This window comes from Sphingopyxis sp. SCN 67-31 (assembly GCF_001725095.1).
Window position 1 is genome coordinate 175905 of the sequence record NZ_MEFH01000056.1, and the last position, 18160, is coordinate 194064.

The 18160-nt window shown below is 66.5% G+C and carries 19 protein-coding genes and 2 tRNA genes; 14 read left to right on the forward strand and 7 right to left on the reverse strand.

Annotation, left to right across the window (positions count from 1 at the left end):
* The first annotated feature begins 1 nt into the window (after position 1).
* The 7 genes from hslU (at position 2) to ABS88_RS10320 (ending at position 7524) form a co-directional block, all read left to right on the forward strand.
* Positions 2 to 1303 carry an ATP-dependent protease ATPase subunit HslU gene (gene hslU / locus ABS88_RS10290; RefSeq protein WP_076075118.1) on the forward strand — a complete coding sequence of 434 codons (1302 nt, stop codon included), beginning with the start codon at positions 2 to 4 and terminating at the stop codon, positions 1301 to 1303.
* A gap of 140 nt (positions 1304 to 1443) precedes the next feature.
* Positions 1444 to 2292, forward strand: coding sequence for a helix-turn-helix domain-containing protein (locus ABS88_RS10295; protein WP_076075116.1), 849 nt, complete (start codon positions 1444 to 1446; stop codon positions 2290 to 2292).
* A gap of 115 nt (positions 2293 to 2407) precedes the next feature.
* On the forward strand, positions 2408 to 3352 hold the full coding sequence (locus ABS88_RS10300; protein WP_067110825.1) for a YbgF trimerization domain-containing protein: 945 nt from the start codon (positions 2408 to 2410) through the stop codon (positions 3350 to 3352).
* Positions 3315 to 4304 (forward strand): tRNA lysidine(34) synthetase TilS, encoded by a 990-nt coding sequence (gene tilS / locus ABS88_RS10305; protein WP_076077801.1) that lies wholly within the window; start codon positions 3315 to 3317, stop codon positions 4302 to 4304. Before ABS88_RS10300 ends, tilS begins: the two co-directional genes overlap by 38 nt.
* Positions 4305 to 4446: 142 nt before the next feature.
* Positions 4447 to 6390 (forward strand): ATP-dependent zinc metalloprotease FtsH, encoded by a 1944-nt coding sequence (ftsH, locus tag ABS88_RS10310; RefSeq protein WP_067110822.1) that lies wholly within the window; start codon positions 4447 to 4449, stop codon positions 6388 to 6390.
* 80 nt (positions 6391 to 6470) lie between these two features.
* The gene (locus tag ABS88_RS10315; RefSeq protein WP_244857854.1) at positions 6471 to 6821 is read left to right on the forward strand and encodes a hypothetical protein; all 351 of its coding nucleotides are present in this window, start codon (positions 6471 to 6473) and stop codon (positions 6819 to 6821) included.
* A gap of 97 nt (positions 6822 to 6918) precedes the next feature.
* Entirely contained in the window at positions 6919 to 7524 is a 606-nt protein-coding gene (locus ABS88_RS10320; protein WP_067110815.1) for a DUF3800 domain-containing protein, read from the forward strand.
* A gap of 66 nt (positions 7525 to 7590) precedes the next feature.
* Here ABS88_RS10320 and rpoZ read toward each other — a convergent pair whose 3' ends face one another.
* A complete protein-coding gene (gene rpoZ / locus ABS88_RS10325) occupies positions 7591 to 7935 on the reverse strand; it encodes a DNA-directed RNA polymerase subunit omega (RefSeq protein WP_067110812.1) in 345 nt (114 codons plus the stop codon).
* 172 nt (positions 7936 to 8107) lie between these two features.
* Positions 8108 to 8758: a hypothetical protein gene (locus ABS88_RS10330; RefSeq protein ID WP_158682221.1), complete on the reverse strand. Its 651-nt coding sequence runs from the start codon at positions 8756 to 8758 to the stop codon at positions 8108 to 8110.
* A gap of 103 nt (positions 8759 to 8861) precedes the next feature.
* Between ABS88_RS10330 and ABS88_RS10335 the strand changes: the two genes are divergently transcribed.
* Together ABS88_RS10335 and ABS88_RS10340 are read left to right on the forward strand one after the other, a co-directional pair.
* Complete coding sequence (locus tag ABS88_RS10335) at positions 8862 to 9098, forward strand: helix-turn-helix domain-containing protein (RefSeq protein ID WP_067183305.1); 237 nt, start codon at positions 8862 to 8864, stop codon at positions 9096 to 9098.
* Positions 9099 to 9169: 71 nt separating this feature from the next.
* Positions 9170 to 10360: a phospholipase D-like domain-containing protein gene (locus tag ABS88_RS10340; RefSeq protein ID WP_076075108.1), complete on the forward strand. Its 1191-nt coding sequence runs from the start codon at positions 9170 to 9172 to the stop codon at positions 10358 to 10360.
* A 5-nt stretch (positions 10361 to 10365) separates the two neighbouring features.
* On the opposite strand, the gene ABS88_RS10345 is transcribed toward ABS88_RS10340, so the two are convergent.
* Positions 10366 to 11004, reverse strand: coding sequence for a class I SAM-dependent methyltransferase (locus ABS88_RS10345; RefSeq protein WP_067110804.1), 639 nt, complete (start codon positions 11002 to 11004; stop codon positions 10366 to 10368).
* Between the two features lie 138 nt (positions 11005 to 11142).
* Between ABS88_RS10345 and ABS88_RS10350 the strand changes: the two genes are divergently transcribed.
* Positions 11143 to 12447 carry an MFS transporter gene (locus ABS88_RS10350; RefSeq protein WP_067110855.1) on the forward strand — a complete coding sequence of 435 codons (1305 nt, stop codon included), beginning with the start codon at positions 11143 to 11145 and terminating at the stop codon, positions 12445 to 12447.
* 1 nt (position 12448) lies between these two features.
* Here the strand turns inward: ABS88_RS10350 and ABS88_RS10355 are convergent, their stop codons facing one another.
* Positions 12449 to 14779, reverse strand: coding sequence for a CDC48 family AAA ATPase (locus tag ABS88_RS10355; protein ID WP_067110801.1), 2331 nt, complete (start codon positions 14777 to 14779; stop codon positions 12449 to 12451).
* 149 nt (positions 14780 to 14928) lie between these two features.
* On the opposite strand from ABS88_RS10355, the gene ABS88_RS10360 reads away from it, so the two are divergent.
* Positions 14929 to 15807, forward strand: coding sequence for a LysR substrate-binding domain-containing protein (locus tag ABS88_RS10360; RefSeq protein WP_067110853.1), 879 nt, complete (start codon positions 14929 to 14931; stop codon positions 15805 to 15807).
* A gap of 6 nt (positions 15808 to 15813) precedes the next feature.
* On the opposite strand, the gene ABS88_RS10365 is transcribed toward ABS88_RS10360, so the two are convergent.
* Positions 15814 to 15888, reverse strand: a tRNA-Thr gene (locus ABS88_RS10365).
* 115 nt (positions 15889 to 16003) lie between these two features.
* Here ABS88_RS10365 and ABS88_RS10370 point away from each other — a divergent pair.
* Positions 16004 to 16132, forward strand: coding sequence for a hypothetical protein (locus ABS88_RS10370; RefSeq protein WP_255211480.1), 129 nt, complete (start codon positions 16004 to 16006; stop codon positions 16130 to 16132).
* On the opposite strand, the gene ABS88_RS10375 is transcribed toward ABS88_RS10370, so the two are convergent.
* Together ABS88_RS10375 and ABS88_RS10380 are read right to left on the reverse strand one after the other, a co-directional pair.
* Positions 16122 to 16436, reverse strand: coding sequence for a DUF1905 domain-containing protein (locus tag ABS88_RS10375; protein ID WP_082797145.1), 315 nt, complete (start codon positions 16434 to 16436; stop codon positions 16122 to 16124). The genes ABS88_RS10370 and ABS88_RS10375 overlap by 11 nt on opposite strands.
* Before the next feature lie 5 nt (positions 16437 to 16441).
* Positions 16442 to 17377: a peptidylprolyl isomerase gene (locus ABS88_RS10380; RefSeq protein ID WP_067110793.1), complete on the reverse strand. Its 936-nt coding sequence runs from the start codon at positions 17375 to 17377 to the stop codon at positions 16442 to 16444.
* Between the two features lie 74 nt (positions 17378 to 17451).
* Here ABS88_RS10380 and ABS88_RS10385 point away from each other — a divergent pair.
* Positions 17452 to 17542: transfer RNA gene (locus ABS88_RS10385), tRNA-Ser, on the forward strand.
* A 177-nt stretch (positions 17543 to 17719) separates the two neighbouring features.
* Complete coding sequence (locus tag ABS88_RS10390) at positions 17720 to 18130, forward strand: hypothetical protein (protein ID WP_286749697.1); 411 nt, start codon at positions 17720 to 17722, stop codon at positions 18128 to 18130.
* Positions 18131 to 18160: the final 30 nt, after the last annotated feature.

Here is an 18160-nt window from a genome sequence, read left to right on the forward strand (position 1 = left end):
CATGAACAAGGATCTGACCCCGAAGGCGATCGTCGCCGCGCTTGACACGCATATCATCGGCCAGGACGCCGCGAAGCGCGCGGTCGCCGTCGCGCTGCGCAACCGCTGGCGCCGCCAGCAGCTCTCGCCCGAACTGCGCGACGAGGTGAGCCCGAAGAATATCCTGATGATCGGCCCGACGGGATGCGGCAAGACCGAGATTTCGCGCCGTCTCGCCAAGCTCGCCGACGCGCCCTTCATCAAGGTCGAAGCGACCAAGTTTACCGAAGTCGGCTACGTCGGCCGCGACGTCGAACAAATCGCGCGCGACCTGGTCGAGGAAGCGGTGCGGCTGGAGAAGGACCGTCGCCGCGAAGCGGTGCGCGCGGCGGCCGAAGAGGCGGCGATGGAGCGGCTGCTCGATGCCTTGACCGGCAAGGGCGCCAGCGAGGCTACGCGCCAGAGCTTCCGCCAGCGCATCCGCGAAGGCCATCTCGACGACAGCGAGGTCGAGATCGAGGTCGCCGACACCCCGAACATGCCGTTCGAGCTTCCCGGCCAGCCGGGGCAGATGAGCATGATCAACCTGTCCGACATGCTCGGCAAGGCGATGGGCGGCCTGCCGAAGAAGCGCCGCAAGCTGACGGTTCTGGAAGCTGCGACGCGGCTGATCGAGGAGGAGCAGGACAAGCGCCTCGACCAGGACGACGTCGCGCGCGTCGCGCTGGCCGATGCGGAAGCGAACGGCATCGTCTTCCTCGATGAGATCGACAAGATCGCGGTCAGCGACGTGCGCGGCGGCTCGGTGAGCCGAGAAGGCGTGCAGCGCGACCTGCTGCCGCTGATCGAGGGCACGACGGTCGCCACCAAATATGGTCCGATGAAGACCGACCATGTCCTGTTCATCGCCTCGGGAGCCTTTCACGTCGCGAAGCCGAGTGACCTGCTGCCCGAACTCCAGGGCCGCCTGCCGATCCGCGTCGAACTGGGCGCGCTCGGCGAGGAGGATTTCGTCCGCATCCTGACCGAGACCAAGGCTGGCCTGCCCGAGCAATATTCGGCTCTGATCGCGACCGAGGGCGTGACGCTGACCTTCACGCCCGACGCGATCGCGCGCGTCGCGCGGCTCGCGGCCGACGTCAACGAGAAGGTCGAGAATATCGGCGCCCGCCGCCTCCAGACGATCATGGAACGGCTCGTCGAGGAGGTGAGCTTCACCGCCGAGGACCGAACGGGCACCACGCTCTCCATCGATGCCGCCTATGTCGACCGGCAGCTTGCCGACGTCGTCGGCGACACCGACCTCAGCAAATATGTGCTCTGATCGCCTGCCCTTCGGACCGCTCCCCATCCGCATGCTTGCCGCCGACGTTTCGCCGAACTTCATTTGACTTTCGCGCATCGCCAATGCGATGAACGGCGCCACGGTCAAACCGGGTTGCACCGACCGGCACGGAGACAGCAATGGCAGAGGAAGAGGTCGCCACGCAGGGCGAACTGGCGATCACGCGCACCGGTGACCGGCTGCGGCTGGCGCGGGAGGCGGCGGGATTGTCGCTCGCCGACGTCGCGACGCGCACGCGCATCACCCAGCGGCATCTTCAAGCCATAGAGAAATCCGAATTTTCGGAGCTGCCGGGGCGCACTTATGTCACGGGCTTCGCGCGCGCCTATGCCCGTGCGGTCGACCTGCCCGAAACCGAGATCGCCGCCGACATCCGCCGCGAACTCGACGAGGATCAATATGGCGCCCGGCCGATCTACGAGGCTTACGAACCGACCGACCCCGCCCGCTTGCCGACCGCGCGGCTGGCGTGGACGCTGGTGATCGTCGCCGCGGTGCTCGTCTCGGCCTATGGCGTATGGCGCTTCCTGTCGGTCGAGCCCGACGAGGCGCTGGTCGCAGCGCAGAATCGCGATGCCGACGCGTCCGAAGCTCCCGCGGCCGCAACCGCGCCGGCCGCAGCGGGCAAGGCCGCCGCCGACGGCGCCGTTCCTGCCGATGCGCCGGTCGTGCTCACCGGCATTTCGGAGGTGTGGATCGGGTTCGACGACGCAAACGGCAAGACCGAGAACTGGCGCACGCTCGATCCCGGCGAGACCTATCAGGTGCCCGCCGCCTATATCAAGCAGTTCACGCTGCGCACCAGCCGACCGCAAGCGCTCAAAGTGACCGTCGGCGGGCGCGATATCGGGTCGCTCGGCGCCGCCGACACGCTGGTCAAGAGCATCTCGCTCAAGCCCGCCGACCTTCTGGCGCGGGCCGAAGGCGGCGCCACGGCACCGGCGCCGAAGGCTTTGCCGCGGCGCTGAATTCCGCAACAATCGGGCCGATCGGAATGGCGGTGCACCGAAATGGGTTTGCGCCGCCGCCCCGCGCCGCGTTATGGACGCCAAACAAGGTTAATTGGTGGGGGCCTATCGGCAGATGAAGATGCGTCATATCTCTTTTCTCGCAACCGCCGCGATCGCGCTTTCGGCCTCGGTGCCGACGCTCGCGCAGGATGCCGGAATCGACAAGCGGGTCGAACGGCTCGAGAAGGAAATGCGCGCCGTCCAGCGGTCGGTGTTCCCGGGCGGCAGCCCAGCCTTCTTCGAGGGCGAGATCGCACCCGACAACACGCCGGGCGAACGGGTCAAGAGCAGCGCGCCGGTGATCGACCTGACCGCGCGCGTCGATGCGCTCGAAGCGCAACTCCAGACCCTGACCGGACAAACCGAGCAGAACGCCTTCCAACTTCGCGAACTCGAAAAGAAATTCAACGCCTACAAGGCCGAAACGGACAAGCGCCTCGCAGCACCCGAAGCGTCCGAGGTGACGGGCACACCTGCCAGCCTGGCTCCCACGGTCAAGCCGCCCGCGACGGTCGCGACCACCGCCGCAGCGACGCCGGCGAAGAAGCCGGCAACGACCAAACCCGCAGCCACCACACCCGACGCCACACGGCTTGCGCTGGTCAAGAAGGTCGAGATTCCCGCGACCGGCAACGAGGTCGAGGACAGCTATAATTATGGTTATCGCCTGTGGGAGGCAAAGCTCTACCCCGAGGCCGAAGCACAGTTGAAGCAGGTGGTCACGAAATGGCCGAATCACCGCCTCGCGAGCTACGCGCAGAACCTCCTCGGCCGCGCCTATCTCGACGAAGGCAAGCCAAGCCTCGCCGCAGTCGCTTTCTATAATAATTACAAGGATCGGCCGAGCGGCGCCCGCGCACCGCACAGTCTGATGTACATGGGGGTCGCGCTCGACAAGCTGGGACGCAAGGCCGACGCGTGCAAGGCGTTCCGCGAGCTCGACGAAGTCTATGGAGACAAGGCGCCAAAGGATGTCCGCGATGATGCAGCTGCCGCCAAAGCAAAAACTGGTTGCTGACGCGGACGCGGTCGAGCGTTTCGCGTCGGATCTGGCGCTCGTCGCGGGGCCCGATTGGCATAGACGTCACTATGGCGTCGCGGTTTCGGGCGGGCCCGACAGCATGGCGCTGCTCTGGCTCGCGACCTCGCTGCTGCCCGGACAGGTCGACGCCGCGACGGTCGATCACGGGCTACGCCGCGAATCCGCCGACGAGGCGCGCATGGTCGCGGGCTTCTGCGCGCGCGAACATGTTCCGCACGCGACGCTGCGTCCCCCCGCCCCGATCCGCGGTTCGTTGCAGGCCGCGGCGCGCGCCGAACGCTATCGGCTGCTCGAGGCGTGGCGCGAGGCGAACGGCATCGACTTCCTGCTGACCGCGCATCACGCCGACGACCAGCTCGAAACGATCATCATGCGGCTCAACCGCAGTAGCGGGGTCGGCGGACTGGCGGCGATCCGCGCGCGCAACGGCGCGGTGCTGCGCCCGCTGCTGGGCTGGCGCCGCGCCGAGCTGGCGCATGTCGCGCTGGAGGCCGACCTGCCGTTCGTCGAGGATTCGACCAACGCCGACACGCGCTTCGACCGCGCGCGCCTTCGCCGGGCGCTCGCCTCGCAGACCATCGTCGACGCCGAAGCCGCCGCGCGATCGGCGCGCTGGCTGGCGGAGGCCGACGCGGCGCTCGATTGGGCGGTCGCGGCCGCGATCGGGTGCTGGCCCGACGCCGACGACATCGCGACCATCCGCGACCGCGCCTATCCGCCCGAGCTGTTCCGGCGCATCGTCGAGCAACGGCTGAAGGCGAACGACCCGCGCCTCGGGCTGCGCGGTATCACCCTCGATGGAGTGATCGCGGCGATGCGCGCGGGCCGGCGGGCGATGGTCGGCAGCCTGCTGATCGACGCCATTGCGACCGACGAGCATCGCGCCTGGCGCATTTCCACGGCGCCCCGCCGCAAAACGCGCCGCTGAACGCCGCTTTACGCTAGGCGACAATAGGACCGATTGGCTCATTGTCATTTAACGCCATGCTCCTATCTTAGGAACCTGATCGCATCGCACACCATCCTTTGGCGCGATTTCGGCGATCGATGTGATTTTGGAAAGATTCCGCATGCAGGACGACAAGGAACCGCAGGGCAACCCCTGGATGAAGAGCGTGATGATCTGGAGCGGCATCCTGCTCGCCATGCTCCTTGTCGCCTCGATGTTCGGCGGCGCCGCGCAGCCCGCGGGAAGCCCGCTCGCCTATTCCGATTTCCGGCAGAAGGTGCAGGAAGGTGCCGTCAAGGAGGTCGTGCTGTCCGAGGATCGGGTGACGGGCACGATGTCGAACGGCGACCGCTTCACCGCCAATGTCGTCCGCGATCCCGACCTGCTCAAGATGCTCAACGAGAATGGCGTCAAATATGACGGCAAGCCGCAGGAAGTGCCGAACTTCTGGATGTATCTACTCGTCCAGTCGCTGCCCTTCCTGCTGATCCTCGCGGTCGCCTTCTTCGTCTTCCGCCAGGTGCAGAAGAACAACGGGTCGGGCGCGATGGGCTTCGGCAAGTCGCGCGCCAAGATGCTTACCGAAAAGCAGGGCCGCGTCACCTTCGACGACGTCGCCGGCATCGACGAGGCGCGCGAGGAACTGCAGGAGATCGTCGAGTTCCTGAAAGACCCGAGCAAATTCTCGAAGCTCGGCGGCCAGATTCCGAAGGGCGCGCTGCTCGTCGGCTCGCCCGGCACCGGCAAGACGCTGCTCGCCCGCGCGATCGCGGGCGAGGCGGGCGTCCCCTTCTTCACCATTTCGGGCTCGGACTTCGTCGAGATGTTCGTCGGCGTCGGCGCCAGCCGCGTGCGCGACATGTTCGAACAGGCGAAGCGCAACGCACCGTGCATCGTCTTCATCGACGAGATCGACGCGGTCGGCCGCCATCGCGGCGCGGGCCTCGGCAACGGCAACGACGAGCGCGAGCAGACGCTGAACCAGCTTCTCGTCGAGATGGACGGGTTCGAAGCGAACGAGGGGATCATTATCGTCGCCGCGACCAACCGCCCCGACGTGCTCGATCCCGCCCTCCTGCGCCCCGGCCGCTTCGACCGCCAGGTCGTCGTGCCGCGCCCCGACATCGAGGGTCGTCACAAGATTCTGGAAGTCCATACGCGCAAGAAGCCGCTGGCGCCCGACGTCGACCTGCGCCGGATCGCGCGCGGCACCCCCGGATTCTCGGGCGCCGACCTCGCCAACCTCGCCAACGAGGCGGCGCTGCTCGCCGCGCGCAAGGGCAAGCGCCTGATCGCCAGCGACGAGTTCGAGGAAGCCAAGGACAAGGTGCTGATGGGCGCCGAACGCCGCTCGATGGTGATGACCGAGGACGAGAAGAAGGCGACCGCCTATCACGAGGCCGGCCATGCGCTGGTGTCGCTGCACGTCGAGGGCAACGATCCACTGCACAAGGTGACGATCATCCCGCGCGGCCGCGCGCTGGGCGTGACGTGGAACCTGCCCGAGCGCGACCGCTATTCGCAGAACATGAAGCAGATGAAGGCGCGGCTCGCGCTCTGCTTCGGCGGCCGCATCGCCGAACAGCTCATCTATGGCAAGGACGAACTCAACACCGGCGCGTCGAACGACATCCAGCAGGCGACCGACATGGCGCGCGCGATGGTGATGGAATATGGCATGTCGGAAAAGCTCGGCTGGCTGCGCTATCGCGACAATCAGGACGAGGTGTTCCTGGGCCACAGCGTTTCGCGGGCGCAGAACATGTCGGAAGAAACCGCGAAGCTGATCGACGCCGAGGTCCGCCGACTGGTTGAGGAAGGCGAGAATGTTGCGCGGCAGGTGCTGACCGATCACCTCGACGAACTGCACCTGCTCGCGGGGGCGCTGCTCGAATATGAGACGCTTTCGGGCGAAGAAGCGCGCCGCGCGATCAAGGGCGAAGATATCGGCCGCGAGAATGACCAGGGCCGTCCCGGGACGCCGATCCAGGGTCACGCCGGTTCGCTGCCGCAGATCAAGCGCAAGCCGCGCCCCTTCGGCGACGCCAATCCGCAGGGCGCCTGATCCCTGATTGGGGGCGTTCGGTAAATGATGTCGGGGTGCAGCGAGTGATCCGGAGGCAAAGCGCACGCGCGGCGGTTGCCTTGGGTACCGCCGCGTTGCTGTGCGGCATGGCACCCGGCGACATGAGCGTCGCAGCCTTTCTGGCGCGCGCCGACAATCTGCTGCGCCTCGGTCCTCTCGCGCTCGCCACCCCCGAAGCGGGCGCGCTCAAGGGCGAGGTGATCGCCGCCGGCAAGCGCTACAAGGCGCGGATCGACGCCGAACGCCGGGCGGGGCGCAAGACGACAAGTTGCCCTCCCGCTTCGGGCACGCTGACACCCGAGGAATGGCTCGCGCATCTGCGCACCTACCCGCCGCAGACGCGCAAGTCGGTAAGCGTCTATGCCGCCTTCGACGGCCTGATGAAGAAGCGCTATCCGTGCCCCGCCTGATGCGCCATGATGCGGATACGATGACTCGGGGCGTTCACGGAGAAAAAGGGGGCAGCGTGGCGGGACCGGACGGACCGGCCATGCTCTTCGCCATATCATGACGATTTATTGCGACGAATCAGGCGGGCTCAACGCCGGCGCGATGACCTTTGCCGCGGTGATGCTCACCCCCGAGGCGGCGGCGGCGATCCACGCGCGCTTTCGTGCGGTCACGGGCCTGCGCGGCGAACTGAAAGGCAGCCGGATCAGCCTGACCGAGCGTGCCTATCTGCTCGAACTGTTCGATCGTGCCGGTGGACGCGCCTGGGTCGCGGTCGCCGAGCGCGAGCGGCTGTTGCCGAATGCCAACGGCACCCCGCCGAGCGACCTCGCCCTTTACGCGGCGCTGCTCGACAGCGCGGTCGGCCACTGGCTGCCCGAAACGGGCGGCGTGTGCACCGATGTGGTGATCGACGACGGTCGCTATGACCCCGCGATCCTGACGCGCGTGCGCGACACGATCCAGGCCGGGCTCGGTCACTGGGGTCGCGCGTCGCTTGCGGACAGCCGGCGGTCCGATGGCGTGCAGATCGCCGACGTAGTCGCGAACAGCCTCTACAACATCACCGCCCGGTCGCAGCGGGCGCACCGCATCGGCATCATCCTCGAACCCTTGCTCGCCTCGCGCGCAATCCGCGTCGCCGAACTGATCCAGCTGCCGTGATCCAATAGCGCAACGAAAAAGGGCCCCGGTTTCCCGGAGCCCTTTTCGATGCGTCGGACGCGGCGCTTATTCGAAGTCGCCGCCGCCGCCAGCGGGGCTGCGCGGCGGCGCGGCGGCCGTCAGGCGCAGCGCTTCGGCTGAGCGCGCGATCGAGCTGATTTCGTCGGGCGTATCGTCATCATCGACGACCACTTTCTGCAACGTGCCGACGAGCGAGTCCTTGAGGTCGACGGGACGCACGGTCTGCTCGGCGATCTCGCGCAGCGCGACGACGGGATTCTTGTCGCGGTCGCGATCGATCGTCAGTTCCGAACCGCCCGAAATCTCGCGCGCGCGGTGCGCGGACAGCAGGACCAGATCGAAACGGTTGGGAACTTTGTCGACGCAATCCTCGACGGTAACGCGGGCCATGTTGTTTCCTTGGATTGAGGAGAGGCCAGCCGGAGAGGCGTGGCGGCAAGCGCTGCGCGCTAGCAGGGAGCCGGCAAAATGTCAATCGAGCGCGGCGTGGGGGGGGCGGTAGAGTTCGACATGAGGCGCCCGGTCCACCGCCCCGCCCCGTACGGCCCGCCCGTATCGCAGGTCAATCCGCTCGCGATACCGGCTGTTGCAAGGAAGAGAAGCCGGGGCGCGCCGTTTCGTATGAATCGGGCTGCGCCGGAATCAACGCGATCTTGGGACCCGGCTCCGGATACCAGGTGAATCGCAACGGTTCCGCGAGATAGGCCTCCACGGGCGTTCCCGCGTCGATCCTGGCGCTTGGGCCATGAATGAAAAAACCACCCAGCGCCGACGCGAACAACATCGTGCCGACCGACAGCGCCGTGCCGCTCTTGCCCTCGTCATAGGATGTTCCTGTGAGGCGCACGGGACCGCTCGGCGTTTCCGCATAAAGCAGTCGGATCTCAAGTTTTCCTTTTTTGCCGACATGACCGTTACGCTGCGCCCGCGACACCTCGGCAACGACAGGCGCACCGATCGGGACGATGATCTGTCCGCGGAAACTGACGCTTTCGGCTACCTCCAGATACGCGCGATCGCCGGGCTTGTTGTCCTTGGTCGAAATTTGCGTGCGCGTTTTCAACATCAGTGGCGTTCCCATCGGTAAATAGTAACGCTTGGCCTCCCCGAGCGGCTGCGTTTCGGGCGCGGGCCAATGGAAGACCGTCTGCGCCTGCGCCGTCCCATATACCATGAATGCCGCGATGGCCGCAGCGGCTTTCCAATTCCTCATCTCACCCTCCATCGGTCAAACTGCGAATCGAATAAGCCGCAAAGGTTAACAAAGGGATCAATACTCCGTGGACCGATAGTCACCTATCCCGTGACTGGAGCGGGTGGATCCCTATCTGGACATCTTGGGCAAGCGCATTCGCGCTCGCAGGCGCGAGCTAGGCATGTCGCAGGAAGGCCTTGCCCACGAAGCGGGGCTTGATCGCAGCTATGTCGGACGAATCGAGCGCGGCGAGCATAATCTGACCTTCGTGGCGCTCATCAGGCTATGCCGGGCCATGAAGTGCGATGTAGCCACGCTGACGGTCGGCCTGCCGCTGGGCTACGGACAGGAAGACTGAGGCATCGGCAGCGTAGCGCCTCGTGGTCGCGACCCTCTTGCGCGGAGACGCCCGCAGCCTATGTCCGGGCGATGACCGAAGCGGCCGATCAAAGCCCGATGCCGGGGCGGCTGACCGCGGCCGTCGCGGGCCATCGGCTCGAACTGCTCTTCTCGGGCAGCGAGCGCCGCGAGCGACTGCACGACCTGATCGCGGGGGCGGTGCGGAACATCGACCTGGTCATGTATATCTTCGCCGACGATTCCGCCGGACGCGCGATGGTCGCGGACCTGACCGCCGCGGCCCGGCGCGGGGTTCGGGTGCGCGCCGTGATCGACAGCTTCGGATCGGCGACGACGCCTGACACTCTGTTCGCGCCGCTGCGCGCGGCGGGGGGCGAGGTAACCTTTTTCTCGCGACGCTGGCGGTCAAGCTATCTGATCCGCAACCACCAGAAGCTGATCCTGATCGACGATGCCATCGCGGTCACCGGCGGATTTAACATCGCCGACACCTATCTGGACGAGCCGCACCGCGATTGCTGGTTCGACCTCGGCCTGATCGTCAAGGGGACCAGCGTCGTCCAGGCGGCGCGATGGTTCGAGCGGCTTCACGCCTATACCGTGCACCACGACGGCAAGCTGCTGATGCTGCGACGCCTGATCCGCACATGGCCGCAGCGGGAAGGCCCCATATCCTGGCTGGTCGGCGGCCCGACGCAGCGCCTGTCGCCATGGGCGCGCGCAGTGCGCAGCGACCTGGAGGGCGCGGCGCGACTCGACATGGCGATGGCCTATTTTTCGCCGGGACAAGGCATGCTGCGGCGGCTGGGACGCGTCGCGCGACAGGGGCGTGCGCGCTTCGTCATGGCCGGGCGGTCGGACAATGCCGCGACGATCGGCGCGTCGCGGCTGCTCTACGGCTATCTATTGCGCCGGCGAGCCGAGGTCTGGGAATATCAGCCGTGCCGGCTGCACATGAAGCTGATCGTCATCGACAATGTCGTCTATATCGGATCGGCCAATTTCGACGTCCGCAGCCTGTTCCTGAATGTCGAAATCATGGTGCGGATCGCCGATGCCAAATTCGCGGCGCGGATGCGCGATTTCCTAGCGGGCCTCGAACCCGATTGCACAATCGTCACCCGATTGTCGCATCGGGCGCGTGCCGGATGGCTGACGCGGCTGCGCTGGACGCTCGCCTGGTTCGTGGTCGGCATCGTCGACTATACGGTATCGCGGCGGCTGAATTTCGGTCTCGCCGATCCCGACCCCGATATCTGAAAGGGTCAGTCCTTCCAGCCCCAGAAGAGGAAGCAGGGCGGGACGTTGACCCATTCGAAGGCGTTGTCGATGCGCCGGAAATGCGTGGCGAGGAAATCGCGCGCACGGGCACGGAACTGATAGACGAGGAAGGCGCCGCCGGGGCGCAGAACGCGGTGCGTCGCGGCGGCTATCGCGGGACCGACTCCGGCGGGCAGCGTCGAGAAGGGCAGACCCGACAGGACATAATCGGCCTGGTCGAAGCCGTGCGCCGCGATGATCGCCTCGACGTCGGCGGCCGACCCGTGCACCGCGATGAAGCGGCTGTCGCGGATGTCCTTGCGCAGATAGGCGATGAAATCCTCGTTGGTGTCGATCGCGATCAACGTCGCGTCGCCCGGCATCCGCTCGAGGACCGGACGACAGAAGGTGCCGACGCCGGGGCCGTATTCGACGAACAGTTTCGTGTTCTTCCAGTCGACGGGCCGCAGCATGTGGCGGATCAGCGTCGGCGATGACGGCACGATCGAACCCACCATGACCGGATGCTTGATGAAGCCTCGGATGAACATGCCCCACGGGCCGAATACGCGCTTGAGCCGCTCGCGAATCCGGCTGAGCGGCGCGATCTTCGATTCATGGGCCTGCGCCCTGGGGTTGGTCATGATGGCTTTCGCATTGTTAGGGTCGGAAATTGCGTGGCAAAGTTGAGGCTCCGGCGCAAGGAAAGAGTCTGGCCCGATGCTGGACAGCGCGCGCTTCCCGTGTAGGGAGAGGCAGGCATGCGGCGAAAGGAGGCGGACATGACGGCGATAGCGCGTTCGATTCCCTCCGACCGCATGGCCGTGCTTTTCGCTATCATGCTTGTCGCCGCGGCCGGCAATACCGCGATGCAGTCGATCCTGCCGGCGATCGGCGCCAAGCTGCATATCCCCGACGTGTGGGTCAGCCTCGCCTTCAGCTGGTCGGCGCTGCTGTGGGTGATGACCGCACCGCACTGGGCGCGCCAGTCGGACAAGCGCGGGCGCCGGGCGCTGATGGCGCTCGGCATCGTCGGCTTCCTCGCCTCAATGGCGCTGTGCGGACTTGCGCTGTGGGCGGGGCTGAGCGGCGCGATCTCGGCGAGCACGACCTTCATCCTCTTCGCGCTGTTTCGCAGCCTTTATGGCGGGCTCGGTTCGGCCTCGCCGCCCGCGGTGCAGGCCTATGTCGCCGCGCGCACCGATGCCGAGGAACGCACGCAGGCGCTATCGCTCGTCTCCTCCTCCTTCGGGCTCGGCACCGTGATCGGACCGGCGATTGCGCCCTTCTTCATCCTGCCCTTCGTCGGACTCGCGGGGCCGCTGCTCGTCTTCGCGCTCATCGGCCTGATCGTGCTGGTGATGCTGCGCTGGCGCCTGCCCAACGACACGCCGCGATTCGCCGCTCGCGGTGCGATCGCCCCCTACCCGCTGTCCGCCGGCCCGGCCGAACCGACCGCGGAGGACGAGAACGACCGCGATCCCTCGACGCAAAAGGCGCTGGGCTGGCGCGACCCGCGCGTGCGGCCATGGCTGCTCGCCGGCTTCTTCGGCGGCCAGGCGCAAGCGATGATGCTGGGAGTCATCGGCTTCCTGATCCTCGACCGGCTGCACCTTCGCCTCAAGCCCGACGAGGGGGCGGCGATCACCGGCATCGTACTGATGGCCGGCGCCTTTGCGACCCTGCTCGCGCAATGGGGGCTGATCCCGCTGCTGAAGATGACGCCGCGCACCACCGTCCTGTACGGCGCGGCGCTCGGCGCGGCCGGCATCCTGCTGACCGGGCTGGCGCAGGATCTGCACGCGATCGTCATCGGCTTCGCCCTCGCCTCGCTCGGCTTCGGGCTGTTCCGGCCGGGTTTCACGGCGGGAGCCTCGCTCTCGGTCTCACGCCGCGACCAGGGCAGCGTCGCCGGCATGACCGCGTCGATCAACGGCTCGGCCTACATCGTCTCACCCGCGGTCGGCGTGCTGCTCTACAACTGGCACGCGATGGTGTCCTACGGCCTGATGGCGCTGTTCTGCGGCTGGCTGGTGCTGTGGGGCTGGTCGGCCCTCCAGCAGGAGGGCCACCAGCCCCAGGCCTGAATCAATCCTTGGCCTCTGCCTCGCCGCCGTGCTTCTGCTCGCGGACCGGCTTGAGCATGCCCGGCGCGAAGAAGCCGATCGGATCGACGCTCATCGCCTGCTGCTTGATCTCGCCCTGGATCTTTTCGTAATCGCGCTCCATCGCCTCGGTGACCGAGGCGCGCGTGTCCTTCAGCGCGGCCTCGAAATCGGCCATCGTCACGATGTCGCTGTCGAGCGAGCGCTTGAGCGCCGCAAGCCCCGCGCGGCGCACCAGATCCTCGAGATCCGCGCCGGTGAAGCGCTCGGTCCGCTCGGCGAGCGTGTCGAGCGATACATCGTCCGCGAGCGGCATCCGGCCGGTATGGATTTCCAGGATGCGTCGCCGCCCCTCGGCGTTAGGTACCGAGACATAGATCAGTTCGTCGAGCCGGCCAGGACGCAGCAGCGCCGGGTCGATCAGGGTCGGGCGATTGGTCGCGCCAATGACAACGACCGACTGCATCTCCTCTATCCCGTCCATCTCGGCGAGGATCGTGTTGACGACGCGTTCGGTCACCTGCGGCTCGCCCGCCCCGCCGCCACCGCGCGCGGGAACGAGGCTGTCGAGTTCGTCGATGAAGACGATCGTCGGCGCCACCGCCCGCGCCCGCGCGAACAATCGCGCGATCTGCTGCTCGCTCTCGCCATACCATTTTGACAGCAGGTCGGACGACTTGATCGCGATGAAATTCGCGTCCGATTCGCGCGCCGCCGCCTTGGCAAGCAGCGTCTTGCCTGTGCCCGGCGGGCCATAGAGCAGAAAGCCCTTGGCAGGGCGGATACCGAGCCGGCGGAACGCCTCGGGATGCTTGAGCGGCAGTTCGATGCCCTCGATCATCTTGTCACGCGCGGCGTCGAGGCCGCCGATATCGCTCCAGCGCGTCCGGGGCGCCTGCACCATCACCTCGCGCATCGCCGACGGCTGCACGCGTTTCAGCGCGTTCAGGAAATCGTCGCGCGTCACCCGCACCTCTTCCAGCACCTCGGGCGGGATCGTCCCGTCCTCGAGGTTGAGCTTGGGCATGATGCGCCGCACCGCCTCGATCGCCGCCTCGCGGGTCAGCGCCGCCATGTCGGCGCCGACGAAACCGAAAGTCGTGCGCGCGAGTTCGTCGAGGTCGACATCCTCGCCCAGCGGCATGCCGCGAGTGTGGATGCCCAATATCTCGCGCCGCCCCTTTTCGTCGGGAACGCCGATCACGATCTCGCGGTCGAAGCGGCCCGGACGGCGCAGCGCCTCGTCGATCGCATCGGGACGATTGGTCGCCGCGATGACGACGAGGTTCGTCCGCGGTTCGAGTCCGTCCATCAATGTCAGGAGCTGCGCGACGATCCGCTTCTCGGCCTCGCCCGTCACCTGCCCGCGCTTCGGCGCGATCGAATCGATCTCGTCGATGAACAGGATCGACGGCGCCGCCTTGGTCGCCTGCTCGAAAATCTCGCGCAGCCGCTTTTCGGACTCGCCATAGGCGCTGCCCATGATCTCCGGGCCGTTGATCAGGAAGAATTGCGCGTCGCTTTCATTCGCAACCGCGCGCGCCAGCCGCGTCTTGCCGGTACCCGGCGGCCCGTGGAGCAGCACCCCGCGCGGCGGATCGACGCCCAGCCGCCGGAACAGTTCGGGATATCGCAGCGGCAGTTCGACCATCTCGCGAAGCTGGTCGATCGTCTCGCCGAGCCCGCCGAGGTCGTCATAGGTGACGTCGGTGCGGCGCGCATCCTGCGGCTCCTGATATTCGGAGAGCAGTTCGACTTCGGTGTTTTCGTCGATGAAAACGACGCCTTTCGGGGTCGCCGACACGACGAGCAGGCGTACCTCGGCCAGTGCATAGGCGGGCGCGTTCAGCATCTGGCGGAGCTGCGGCGGCATATCGCCCGAAGGCAGGCGCTGCTGCCCCGCGGTCGCCACCGTGTCGCCGGCGACGAGCGGCCGCCCGAAAAAGCTGCGCTTGAGCGCCATCGCCGATCCCTGAAGCCGCAGATTCTCCTGCGCCGGGGCAAAGACGACGCGCGTTGCCGGACGCATCTCCACCCGGCTCAGCATCACCACGTCGCCGGCACCGGCGCCCGCATTGGCGCGTTGCAGGCCGTCGAGGCGGATCACTTCCAACCCTTCATCCTCGGGATAGGGGGCGACGATCCGCGACGCAGTGTCACGCTTGCCGCTGATCTGCACCACATCGCCCTCGGTCACGCCGAGCGCGGCCATCGCAGACCGCGGAATGCGCGCGATGCCCGCGCCGCTCTCTTCCGCGCGCAGCGTCGCGACCTGCAGCTTGACCTGCTTTTCCTTCACCGGTGCGTCGGCCAATACCCGTCTCCCGCAAAATGGTCAGAACGGGGAAGATAGGAGGATCGTTCCCCGATTTCACCCCCCGCGGCGGAACGATCGATGACGCGCCGCACAAAATTCTGGCAAGCTTGCCAAGGCCATGCCATCAGCGCCGTCAGGAGACGATGATGCAACGCCTTCCCCCCCTCAGCAGCATGGAGGCTTTTCTGGAGGTCGCGCGCCACGGCACGGTGAAAGCCGCCGCGAGCGAACTCGGCCTGTCGATGCCAGCACTGTCGCGGCGTATCCAGACGCTCGAGCATGCGGTCGGCCGCCCGCTGTTCAATCGGCATCATCATGGCCTGAAGCTCACCGAAACCGGGCGTCAGTTGCAGGATCAGCTCGGCCCGATCCTCGATGATCTGCGGTCGGTGCTCGTCCGCGCCGGCAGCCCGGAAGCTTCGCTCCGCCTGCATCTCAACGTCCTGCCGCTCTTTGCGCAGCAGCGGCTTTTCCCGCGACTGCCCGCGCTACGGCAGCAGCATCCCGAACTGCATATCGACATCGACACCATGTCGCACGCCGAGGCGCGGCTGGGCGAAGGGATCGACGCGGCGATCGCTCTGGCGCGCGCGATCGATCCAGCACTCTACGCGGCCCGGCTCGATCAGAACAAGGTGTTCCCCATCGCATCGCGCGCGCTGACCGACGGCGACCGCCCGATCACGGTGCCTGAACAGCTTCAGCGGATGACCATCCTGCTGCATCGCGAGATGCCCGAAACCTTCAGCGAATGGCGGCAGGCGATCGGCATGCCCTATCTGGAACCGGCGGGGGTCGATTTCTTCGATTCGGGGCCGCTGATCCTGGAAGCCGCGGCGCAGGGCATCGGCGTCGCCTTCATGCACGCGCACCATTTCGACGACGCGCAGGACCCGCGGCTCGTGCGCCTGTTCGATTTCGACGTCGACAGCAGCTACAGCTATTGGTTCGTCTGCCGCCCGCGCGCGCTGCGCCAGCCCGCCGTGAAGCTGTTCCACGACTGGCTGCTGGCGACGAAAATCTGAAAAATATGGTGCTGCTGGACAGGATTGAACTGTCGACCTCTCCCTTACCAAGGGAGTGCTCTACCACTGAGCTACAGCAGCGCCGGCCGGCCGCGGCGACGACGTCGCGGGGCAGGCGCGGCCTATGGCGGGGCGTCCCGCGCCTGTCAAGCTGCGAGGCTTGACGTCGTGCGGATTTCGCGGGCATGGCCGGTGCATGAGTCAGCCGCCCTCCCCCGCCGACCTCGAACGCGAGCGCCGTCTGGCCGAAGCGCTGCGCGCCAACCTGCGCAAGCGCAAGGCAAAGGCGCGCGAGGCGAAGGCTGAAAGCCCGGCTAAAGACTGACCGTCACAGTTACCGCATCGCCCTCGGCCAGCTCTTCGGCCTTTCGCACCGTAGCCTTGACCGGCAACAGCCAGCCACCGCTTTCGCGATGCGGAAAGACCGACGTGTTCCAACGCGTATCGCCGATCGTCGCGCGCACTTTCGCCGATCCGAACCCGCGGCGCCCATCCAGCCATTGCCCGCCGAGCGCCGCCAGCCTGATGCCATCGGCCGCCTCGCCCCCGATCGTAAGGAAATGCCAGACGGCAGGCCCCGTCGCCGATCGCCAACGCCAGAGCGGCGCGGTGACAGTGAAATCCTCCATGCCGACTATTTCTGGGCGGTGGGGCGGATCGGGATCGGGATATTGCAGATGTCGGCGCCGCCCGCCGGCCGGATAAAAAAGGCATCGCGGCGATTGGCGCGCGCGTCGGCATAGCGCGCGAAGCTTTCGCTCTCGGTCGACAGATATTCGAACCGCGGTCGCTGGACTGCGGGCAGATCGCTGGCGAGCCGGATCGACAGGATCGGCACGCGCTCCTCCGCTCGCTCATAGACGCCCAGCGGGCCCGTCCCGCGCGGCAGGCTCGACAGATGCTCGATCCCGCTCACGACGCGTCCGACGAGCGCGATGTTGCGGTCGAGATGGCGCGGCGCGTGGCCGATCACCGTATAGAGTTCGGCTCCGGAGCCGGTATCGGGCGACATGTTGCGACCGACGCCGACCATGGCATAGCAATGGACGGGCCATATCTCTCCATTCTCACCGTGCGCAATAGGCCATCCCCAAAGCGCCTGGCTCGGGGCATAGGGATCGGCGGTCACCGACGCCGAAACGCGCATGGCCCGTGCCGCCGACCAACCCGCGGCCGTTTTCGCGTCCACGACATACTCGCTCTCCGGCACCACCGTCAGCCCTTCCGGCAGCGGTTTCGCTTCGGTCGGATCGCCCCATTGCGCGACATAATTGTCCTGCACGCGGGTGACGGCGGTGCCGTCCCACCAATGCGCGGCGGCGAGTTTGCGGATATTGTCGATCCATCCCTGGCTGAACGGCGCGGGCATAAGTTGGATGATGACGCGCCGAGGCTGCCCCTTCGCATCGGGGGCCAGGTCCATCACGAGCAGGTCCGTAGGCGCGATGGCGATCCACGCTTCGTCCGGAGCGGCCGCCACGATCTCGCCCGGCGCCGGCGGTTCCGCCTGCTGCGCGTGCGACGGAATGGCGAGCGAGGCGGCGACTGCGGCCAGGAACAGATGTCTCATCGGGCCTGTCTGCCACGTCCATGCGACTTGCGAAAGCCTTGCCAACCGATTAGGGGCGCTCGTCCAAGGCATGCGGAGCGGTGGCCGAGTGGTCGAAGGCGCTCGCCTGGAAAGTGAGTATACGGCAAAACCGTATCGAGGGTTCGAATCCCTCCCGCTCCGCCAATATCTCATTGCGAATCAATAAGATGGCCCTTGGGTGGGGCGAAAATCCCCAGCTTTCGCGGGGTTTTGCCAGTGGCACCTAAACCCCGGAGACGGCCGGGACCGCCAAATTCAGTCTCTGATCGGCTTTTGTCTCTTTTCACCTAAACCTCGCTGGAAAAGGTTTAGGTCTAGAAAATGGCTGATTTCCAAGGCTTTTCTGGATCGCCCCGTCTAAGCATTTTCGGCCATATCCCGGCAGGCAATGCGTCCGGAGAATCCGAGGTTTACGTTCTGGAGCGCAGTCACGCGGGGCCTATCCGCCTTTTTCTGGCCCGGCCGCGCTTCTTTGCGAAGAGGCGCGGCCGGGCTGCGTTCAGCGACTGGGTCGTGTTGCCGCAGTGCCTGACGGTCGTGGAGGATGTTCACCAGCATCAGTTCGCCGGCGCCATAAAGGTCGGCCTTCCGCAGCAGTGCTGCCCGCTAGCCAGGCAGGGGCGGTTTCGGGAACGGCAGCGCGTGGCGATGGCTGTGTCGGTCGTGTCAAACGGCGTTCAAAAGGGACCCCCGATCGGCGTCGAAGAGGGACCCCCTTTTCGGATAATATGATGCTGGTTTGTTGAAGATGGCCTTGCGCTG

Bases quoted from the DNA above. Each gene is read 5' to 3' on its own strand.
- hslU (WP_076075118.1), top strand. From the start codon at position 2: ATGAACAAGGATCTGACCCCGAAGGCGATCGTCGCCGCGCTTGACACG.
- ABS88_RS10295 (WP_076075116.1), top strand. From the start codon at position 1,444: ATGGCAGAGGAAGAGGTCGCCACGCAGGGCGAACTGGCGATCACGCGC.
- ABS88_RS10300 (WP_067110825.1), top strand. From the start codon at position 2,408: ATGAAGATGCGTCATATCTCTTTTCTCGCAACCGCCGCGATCGCGCTT.
- tilS (WP_076077801.1), top strand. From the start codon at position 3,315: ATGATGCAGCTGCCGCCAAAGCAAAAACTGGTTGCTGACGCGGACGCG.
- ftsH (WP_067110822.1), top strand. From the start codon at position 4,447: ATGCAGGACGACAAGGAACCGCAGGGCAACCCCTGGATGAAGAGCGTG.
- ABS88_RS10320 (WP_067110815.1), top strand. From the start codon at position 6,919: ATGACGATTTATTGCGACGAATCAGGCGGGCTCAACGCCGGCGCGATG.
- rpoZ (WP_067110812.1), bottom strand. From the start codon at position 7,935: ATGGCCCGCGTTACCGTCGAGGATTGCGTCGACAAAGTTCCCAACCGT.
- ABS88_RS10330 (WP_158682221.1), bottom strand. From the start codon at position 8,758: ATGAGGAATTGGAAAGCCGCTGCGGCCATCGCGGCATTCATGGTATAT.
- ABS88_RS10340 (WP_076075108.1), top strand. From the start codon at position 9,170: ATGACCGAAGCGGCCGATCAAAGCCCGATGCCGGGGCGGCTGACCGCG.
- ABS88_RS10345 (WP_067110804.1), bottom strand. From the start codon at position 11,004: ATGACCAACCCCAGGGCGCAGGCCCATGAATCGAAGATCGCGCCGCTC.
- ABS88_RS10350 (WP_067110855.1), top strand. From the start codon at position 11,143: ATGACGGCGATAGCGCGTTCGATTCCCTCCGACCGCATGGCCGTGCTT.
- ABS88_RS10360 (WP_067110853.1), top strand. From the start codon at position 14,929: ATGCAACGCCTTCCCCCCCTCAGCAGCATGGAGGCTTTTCTGGAGGTC.
- ABS88_RS10370 (WP_255211480.1), top strand. From the start codon at position 16,004: ATGAGTCAGCCGCCCTCCCCCGCCGACCTCGAACGCGAGCGCCGTCTG.
- ABS88_RS10375 (WP_082797145.1), bottom strand. From the start codon at position 16,436: ATGGAGGATTTCACTGTCACCGCGCCGCTCTGGCGTTGGCGATCGGCG.
- ABS88_RS10380 (WP_067110793.1), bottom strand. From the start codon at position 17,377: ATGAGACATCTGTTCCTGGCCGCAGTCGCCGCCTCGCTCGCCATTCCG.
- ABS88_RS10390 (WP_286749697.1), top strand. From the start codon at position 17,720: ATGGCTGATTTCCAAGGCTTTTCTGGATCGCCCCGTCTAAGCATTTTC.